Origin of the sequence: Micromonospora sp. NPDC051300, from assembly GCF_044455315.1 — a bacterium.
GTDB lineage: Bacteria > Actinomycetota > Actinomycetes > Mycobacteriales > Micromonosporaceae > Micromonospora > Micromonospora robiginosa.
Genome location: NZ_JBITEP010000001.1, coordinates 506509 through 513495 on the forward strand (window position 1 = coordinate 506509; position 6987 = coordinate 513495).

The 6987-nt window shown below is 71.0% G+C and carries 5 protein-coding genes and 2 tRNA genes; 6 read left to right on the forward strand and 1 reads right to left on the reverse strand.

The annotated features are described in order from the left end of the window. Positions 1–97 precede the first annotated feature (97 nt). The 4 genes from ACIA5A_RS02480 to ACIA5A_RS02495 all read left to right on the forward strand — a co-directional run bounded on the left by ACIA5A_RS02480 (position 98) and on the right by ACIA5A_RS02495 (position 3767). Positions 98–3082, forward strand: a complete 2985-nt coding sequence (locus ACIA5A_RS02480) for a UPF0182 family protein (protein ID WP_396755610.1) — start codon at positions 98–100, stop codon at positions 3080–3082. 61 nt (positions 3083–3143) lie between these two features. After that, positions 3144–3217 (forward strand) — tRNA-Met (locus ACIA5A_RS02485). Positions 3218–3335: 118 nt separating this feature from the next. Continuing rightward, positions 3336–3409: transfer RNA gene (locus tag ACIA5A_RS02490), tRNA-Met, on the forward strand. Between the two features lie 106 nt (positions 3410–3515). Beyond that, entirely contained in the window at positions 3516–3767 is a 252-nt protein-coding gene (locus ACIA5A_RS02495; protein ID WP_396755612.1) for a hypothetical protein, read from the forward strand. A 64-nt stretch (positions 3768–3831) separates the two neighbouring features. On the opposite strand, the gene ACIA5A_RS02500 is transcribed toward ACIA5A_RS02495, so the two are convergent. Then, positions 3832–5169, reverse strand: coding sequence for an ABC transporter substrate-binding protein (locus tag ACIA5A_RS02500; RefSeq protein ID WP_396755614.1), 1338 nt, complete (start codon positions 5167–5169; stop codon positions 3832–3834). Positions 5170–5292: 123 nt separating this feature from the next. Here ACIA5A_RS02500 and ACIA5A_RS02505 point away from each other — a divergent pair, with 123 nt between their 5' ends. Both ACIA5A_RS02505 and ACIA5A_RS02510 read left to right on the forward strand, forming a co-directional pair. Next, positions 5293–6126: a phosphoribosylaminoimidazolesuccinocarboxamide synthase gene (locus ACIA5A_RS02505; RefSeq protein ID WP_396755616.1), complete on the forward strand. Its 834-nt coding sequence runs from the start codon at positions 5293–5295 to the stop codon at positions 6124–6126. Between the two features lie 22 nt (positions 6127–6148). After that, positions 6149–6886, forward strand: a complete 738-nt coding sequence (locus tag ACIA5A_RS02510; protein WP_396755618.1) for a VOC family protein — start codon at positions 6149–6151, stop codon at positions 6884–6886. Positions 6887–6987: the final 101 nt, after the last annotated feature.

Here is a 6987-nt window from a genome sequence, read left to right on the forward strand (position 1 = left end):
GTGACGTGACCTTGACCCGACGTGTTCAGGAACACCCCGTACTCTTGGGTGCCTGGTCGGAGCCGATCACCTCAAACGTGCGGAGCCAATAGTGGTCATGCGTAGCAGTCCCCTGCCGAGGATGAGTCGACGCGGGCGCGTCACCATCGGGGTCCTGGTCGGGGTGTTCGTGCTGTTCACCCTGCTCGGTTGGGGGGTCAACGCCTGGACCGACTGGCTCTGGTTCGACGAGGTCCGCTACACCCAGGTCTTCACCGGCGTGCTCGCCACCCGGCTGCTGCTGTTCCTGGTCGTCGGGGTCGGCTTGGCGCTGATCGTCGGCGGCAACCTCTGGCTGGCCTACCGGCTGCGGCCCCGGATGCGTCCGCACTCGGCCGAGCAGGCCACGCTGGAGCGTTACCGGATGCTGCTGACCCCCCGGCTCGGCACCTGGATCGCGCTGGTCTCCGCCGTGATCGGGCTCTTCGCCGGGCTCTCCGCGCAGACCCGGTGGGCACAGTGGCTGCTGTTCCGCAACGGCGGCAACTTCGGCGTCAAGGACCCCGAGTTCGGCGTCGACGTCGGCTTCTACGTCTTCCAACTCCCGTTCTGGCGTTACGTGCTGGGCGTCGGCTTCACCGCGGTGGTGCTGGCCCTGCTCGGCGCGCTGGCCGTGCACTACATCTTCGGCGGCGTGCGCCTGCAGGGTGTCGGCGACCGGATGAGCAACTCCGCCCGCGCCCACCTGAGCACGCTGGTGGCCGTCTTCGTGCTGCTCAAGGCCGTTGCCTACGTGCTCGACCGGCGCGCCATGCTGCTGGAGTACAACGAGGGCGCCAAGCTCTACGGTGCCGGCTACGCCGACGTGAACGCGCTGCTCCCGGCGAAGGAGATCCTGGCCTGGATCTCCGTCCTGGTCGCGCTGGCGATCATCGTGTTCTCCAACGCGGTGATGCGGAACCTGGTCTGGCCCGGCATCTCGCTGGCCCTGCTGGGCGTCTCCGCGGTGGCGATCGGCGGGATCTACCCGTGGGCCGTGCAGACGTTCGAGGTGAAGCCGAGCGCCCGGGACAAGGAGGCGCCGTACATCGAACGCAGCATCAAGGCCACCAGGTCCGCGTTCGGTCTCGACGGCACGAAGACCACCGGGTACGCGGCGAGCAACCTCGTGCCACCGGCCAGCCTCGCCACCGACACCTCGGTGGTGCCCAACGTCCGGCTGCTCGACCCGCAGCTCGTCTCCGAGACCTACACCCAGTTGCAGCAGGTGCGCGGCTTCTACGACTTCGGCTCGAAGCTCGACATCGACAGGTACGCGGTCAAGGACAAGACCTCCGACTACGTGGTAGGCGTCCGGGAGATCAACTATGGCGAGCTGACCGACCAGCAGAGCAACTGGATCAACCGGCACACCGTCTACACCCACGGCTACGGACTGGTCGCCGCCCCGGCGAACCAGGTGGTCTGCGGTGGCCAGCCGTACTTCGTCTCCGGGTTCCTCGGCGAGAAGGCGCAGGAGGCGTGCTCCTCGCCGACCGAGGAGATCCCGGCCCAGCAGCCGCGGATCTACTACGGCGAGCGGATGGAACCCGACGACTACGCGATCGTGGGGCAGAAGGGCGACCGCAACGTCGAGTTCGACAGGCCCACCCAGACCGGCGGCGAGCAGTACTACACCTACAGCGGCGAGGGCGGCGTCAAGGTCGGCTCGTTCCCCCGGCGGCTGCTCTACGCGATCAAGGAGCAGGAGTCGAACTTCCTGCTCTCCGAGGCGGTCAACGAGAACTCGAAGCTGCTCTACGTGCGTAACCCGCGCGACCGGGTGGAGAAGGTCGCGCCGTTCCTCACCCTCGACGGCGACCCCTACCCGGCCGTGGTGAACGGCCGCGTCCTGTGGATCATCGACGGCTACACCACGGCGGCCACCTACCCGTACGCCGAGCGGGTCAACCTGCAGTCGGAGACCGCCGACGAGCTGACCGGCCGGGGCACGTTCCAGCTCGCCCGGGAGAACGTCAACTACATCCGTAACTCGGTGAAGGCGACCGTCGACGCGTACGACGGCACGGTCAAGCTCTACTCGTACGACGACAACGACCCGGTGCTGAAGGCATGGAACAAGGCGTTCGGCGGCGACCTGGTGCTGCCCAAGGGTGACATCCCGGCGGAGCTGGCCGAGCACTTCCGCTACCCGGCCGACCTGTTCAAGGTGCAGCGCAACCTGCTCACCAAGTTCCACGTCACCGACCCCGGCGACTTCTACTCCGGTCAGGACTTCTGGCAGGTGCCGAACGTGCCGGACGCGCCGGACAGCGGGCAGAAGCAGCCGCCCTACTACCTGTTCACCCAGTTCCCCGGGCAGGAGGGACCACGGTTCCAGTTGACCTCGGCGGTCACCCCGAACGGGCGGCAGAACCTCGCCGCGCTGGTCTCCGGCTCGTACGTGGACGGGCAGCCGCGCCTGGAGGTGCTGGAGCTGCCGGACCAGACCCGGATCTCCGGGCCGACCCAGGTGCACCAGCAGATGACGAACAACGGCGACATCCGGCAGCAGTTGAACCTGCTCTCCTCCAACCAGGCCCAGGTGCAGTACGGCAACCTGCTGTCGCTGCCGTTCGCCGACGGGATGCTCTACGTCGAGCCGGTCTACGTGAAGAGCAGCAGCCAGGACGCGTACCCGCTGTTGCAGAAGGTGCTGCTCTCCTACGGTGACGGCGGTTCGTACGTGGTGCTCGCCAACAACCTGAGCGACGGCATCAAGCAACTCGTCGAGCAGGGCAAGCGGGCCGGGTCGGGCACGCCGCCACCGCCGAGCGACGGCGGCGGCACGCCGCCGCCGTCCGGGGGCAACAACAACGCCACGCCGCCGCCGCTCACCGGCGAGCTGGCCGACGCGGCCGGCAAGGTGCAGAGCGCCATCGCCGAGGTCAAGGCCGCGCAGGCGTCCGGCGACTTCGAGCGGTACGGGCGGGCGCTGAAGGCGTTGGACGAGGCGATGGCCGCGTTCCAGCAGGCCCAGGCGGCGGCGAACGGCTCGGCGAACCCGGCGCCCTCGGGCAGCGCGTCCCCGTCGGCGTCGGCCTCGCCGTCACCGAGCGGCTGACGCGGGCCGGTCACCCCGTTTTGCGCCTCGCCGTGCCGGTGCGCTACGGTTAACGAGCCGACGCGGGGTGGAGCAGCTCGGTAGCTCGCTGGGCTCATAACCCAGAGGTCGCAGGTTCAAATCCTGTCCCCGCTACTCGTGACGAAGGCCCCGGAGTTCGCTCCGGGGCCTTCGTCGTTTCCGACCCGTCGGAATCGGAATCGGGGACCCGGCTGATCTCCACGATCCGGGTGCGATAGGCTGTACATACCGACGCGGGGTGGAGCAGCTCGGTAGCTCGCTGGGCTCATAACCCAGAGGTCGCAGGTTCAAATCCTGTCCCCGCTACGAGATCGCGAAGGGCCCGGAGGAAACTCCGGGGCCCTTCGCCATATCCGGATCTTTCCGTCCCGTCCGGCGTGCCCCGGTTGCGCGCCTCGGCGAGGATGGGGGCATGGCTGGATGGAACAGATGGTGGGGCCGCCTGGGCGCGGTCATCGGTACGGTCGTGCTCTCGGTCTTCGTGCCGGTCGCGGCCTGGGCGTCGACCGGCACCGGCGAGATCGTGGTGGAGGCCGCGCGGCGACGCTCCCGGGGCGGTGGCTTCGGCGTCCTTGGCCTGCTCTGCTGCCTCGTGGTGGTCGGCGGGATCGTGTTGCTGGTGCTGATGTTGATGCGCAACCGGCGTAACCGCCCGCCGCGCTGACGCGGTCGTCAGGTGTTGAGCGGGGGCCCCTCCTCTACCGAACGCGTGGAGAAGGGGCCCCTCCTCACCCGCCCGCGAGGGCGGCGTTGGCCCGGGCGATGAACCGTGAGGTGGCGGTGCGGGCGCCGGCCCGCTTGCCGCGGATGCTCTCGGCCGCGTCGATCAGCAGGGTCCGCACCGCGGCGTGCCCCTGCGGCGGCGGCGCGGGCGCCGGGCCGGCCAGGTCGTCCAGCTCCGCGCCGAGAGCCACCACCCGCTTCTCGGCCCGGTCGGTCACCCCGTCGGCCACGTAACTGCGGACCTGGGTGCTCGGGTTCAGCCCGCGTTCCACGCCGAGGATCCGGCCGGCGGCCACGTTCGTGGTCAGGAAGTTGAGCACGTCCACCACCACGCCCGGGTGGCGGGTGCCGTGGAAGCCGGCCCAGTACATCGACGCCCGCGGCCACTGGGCGGCCGGCGTGCCCGGGAACGCGACCGCGCCCAGGTCGTCCTCGGTCAGGCGTTGCAGCTCCGGAAGCTGGTGCGACCAGGCGAAGGACGCCGCGGTGTGTCCGGTGACCACGAGCTGACGGGCCAGCTCGCCGGTGTCCGCCTGCTCCACCAGGGCGGCGCTCGGGGTGGCCCGGTCGAAGCGGGCGACCTCCCAGAACTCGAACCAGGCGAGCAGCTCGGCCGAGCTGAAACCGAGCTGCCGGCCCTGGTACAGCTCGCTGCCCTGGCCGCGCAGCCACAGCCAGAGCGCCCGGTAGTCACCGGAGGGGTCCATGGTGCCGGCCACCCGGTTGCCGGAGGCCCGGGTGACGCGGGCCGCCCAGCGGGCGTACTCCTTCCAGGACATGCCGGTGCGCGGCTCGGGCTGGTCCAGCCGGCGCAGCAGGTCACGGTTGAAGACGAGCGCCGCGTTGGTCTCCGCCGCGGGCACCGCCACGGTCCGCTCGCCCACCCGGCCGTAGCGGGCCAGTTGCTCCGGCAGGCCGCGCAGGTCGAGCCGGTCGTCGGTGGTGTGCCGGGTGAGGTCGAGCAGGATGCCGCGCCTGTCGTACTCGGTGAGCAGGGTGTCGTCGATCTGGAACAGGTCGGGCACGTTGCCGCCGGTGGCCTGGGTGGCGAGCCGGTCGTAGTAGCCGGTCAAGCCCTGCCAGGTGATCCGGAAGCTGACCCGGGGGTTCTGCTGGGTGTAGAGGCGCAGCGCCTGCTCGGTGGCCTGGGCGCGGCGGGTGCCGCCCCACCAGAACACGGACAGCTCGATCGGGCCGTCGTCGGTCGCGCCCTCGTCCTCCGCCCGGCTGCACCCGGCCAGCCCGCCGCCGAGCCCGCCGGCCAGCAGCGGCAGGCCGGTGAGCGCGCCGAGGAACCGTCGCCGGTCGAGGCCGGGACGGGGGACGGACCGCTGAGCGCGCACAGGTCTCTCCGATGATGGGCTGGACGGATCATTCCACCGGCCCCGGCCGGGGGTGTCAACGCCGGGTGGGACGGGCGGCGGGCGCGCCGGAGGACGTACCCGGGCCATGGTGTACTTACCGCCGTGGAACTTCTGCACTCGGGCAAGGTCCGGGACGTCTACGCCGACGGCGCGGACCTGATCCTGGTCGCCTCGGACCGCGTCTCCATCTACGACGTGGTGCTGCCGACCCCGATCCCGGACAAGGGCCGCCTGCTCACCGCGCTCTCGCTGTGGTGGTTCGAGCAGTTGTCGGACCTGGTGCCGAACCACGTCGTGTCCGCCACCGACGTGCCGGCGGAGTTCGCCGGCCGGGCGATCAGGTGCCGGCGGCTGGACATGGTGCCGGTCGAGTGCGTGGCCCGGGGCTACCTGACCGGCGGGGGCCTCGCCGAGTACGAGCGCACCGGCTCGGTCTCCGGCGTGCCGCTGCCCCGGGGCCTGGTGGAGGCGTCGATCCTGCCCGAGCCGATCTTCACCCCGTCGACCAAGGCGCCGACGGGCGAGCACGACGAGCCGATCACCTACGACCAGGTGGTCGACAAGGTCGGACCGGAGGTCGCCGAGCGGCTGCGGGAGATCACCATCGACGTCTACCGGCGGGGCGCGGAGATCGCCGCCGACCGGGGCATCCTGATCGCCGACACCAAGCTGGAGCTGGGCTGGGCGCCGGACAGCACGCTGGTCCTCGGCGACGAGCTGCTCACCTCCGACTCGTCCCGGTTCTGGCCGGCCGAGTCCTACCAGCCCGGCCGGGCCCAGTTCTCGTTCGACAAGCAGTACGTGCGGGACTGGGCCACCGAGAGCGGCTGGGACAAGCGCCCGCCCGCGCCGGAGGTGCCGGCCGACGTGGTCGAGGCGACCCGCGCGCGCTACGTCGAGGCGTACGAGAAGCTCACCGGCAACCGCTGGGACTGACCGGACGTCTAGTCTCGTCCGCATGGCGACGAGGCTTGTGCAGATCAACATGAAGGCCCGGGACGACGCCGCACTCGGCGGCTTCTGGGCGAAGGCGCTGGGCTGGGGCATCTCCAGCGAGGGGCCGGGCGTGACGAACCTCGAACCCGTGGGCCTCGTCTATCCCGACCCGGTCGCGGTCTGCATCGACCTCGTCGTCTCCACCGAACCCAAGGTGGGCAAGAACCGGGTGCACGTCGACCTGGCCACCACGTCGGCGGAGCATCAGGCCGAGTTGGTCGCGCGGTTGACCGAGCTGGGCGCGACGCCGGTCGACATCGGTCAGGGCGACGTCCCGTTCACGGTGCTGGCCGACCCGGAGGGCAACGAGTTCTGCGTGCTGGAGCCGCGCCCGATCTACCGGGACACCGGGCCGATCGCCGCGGTGGTGGTCGACTGCGCGGACCCGCGCGAGATGGCCCGGTTCTGGGGCCAGGCGACGGACTGGACCGTGCACGAGGTGACCGACCAGCACGCCTCGCTGCGTTCCGCCCAGGGTGTCGGCCCCTACCTGGAGTTCGTCCGCAACCCCGATCCGAAGACCGGGTGGAACCGGGTGCACCTCGACGTCCGCCCCTACCCGGGTGATGACATGGCGGCCGAGGCGGACCGGCTCCGGGCACTCGGCGCCACCGACGCCGACCTCGGCGGCACCGATGTCCGGTGGAAGGTCCTGATCGACACCGAGGGCAACGAGTTCTGCCTCCTCACCCCAGCCTGACCCCCGCCCCGCCCCGCCCCGCCCCGCCCCGCCCCGCCCCGCCCCGCCCCGCCCCGCCCCGCCCCGCCCCGCCCCGCCCCGCCCCGCCCCGCCCCGCCCCG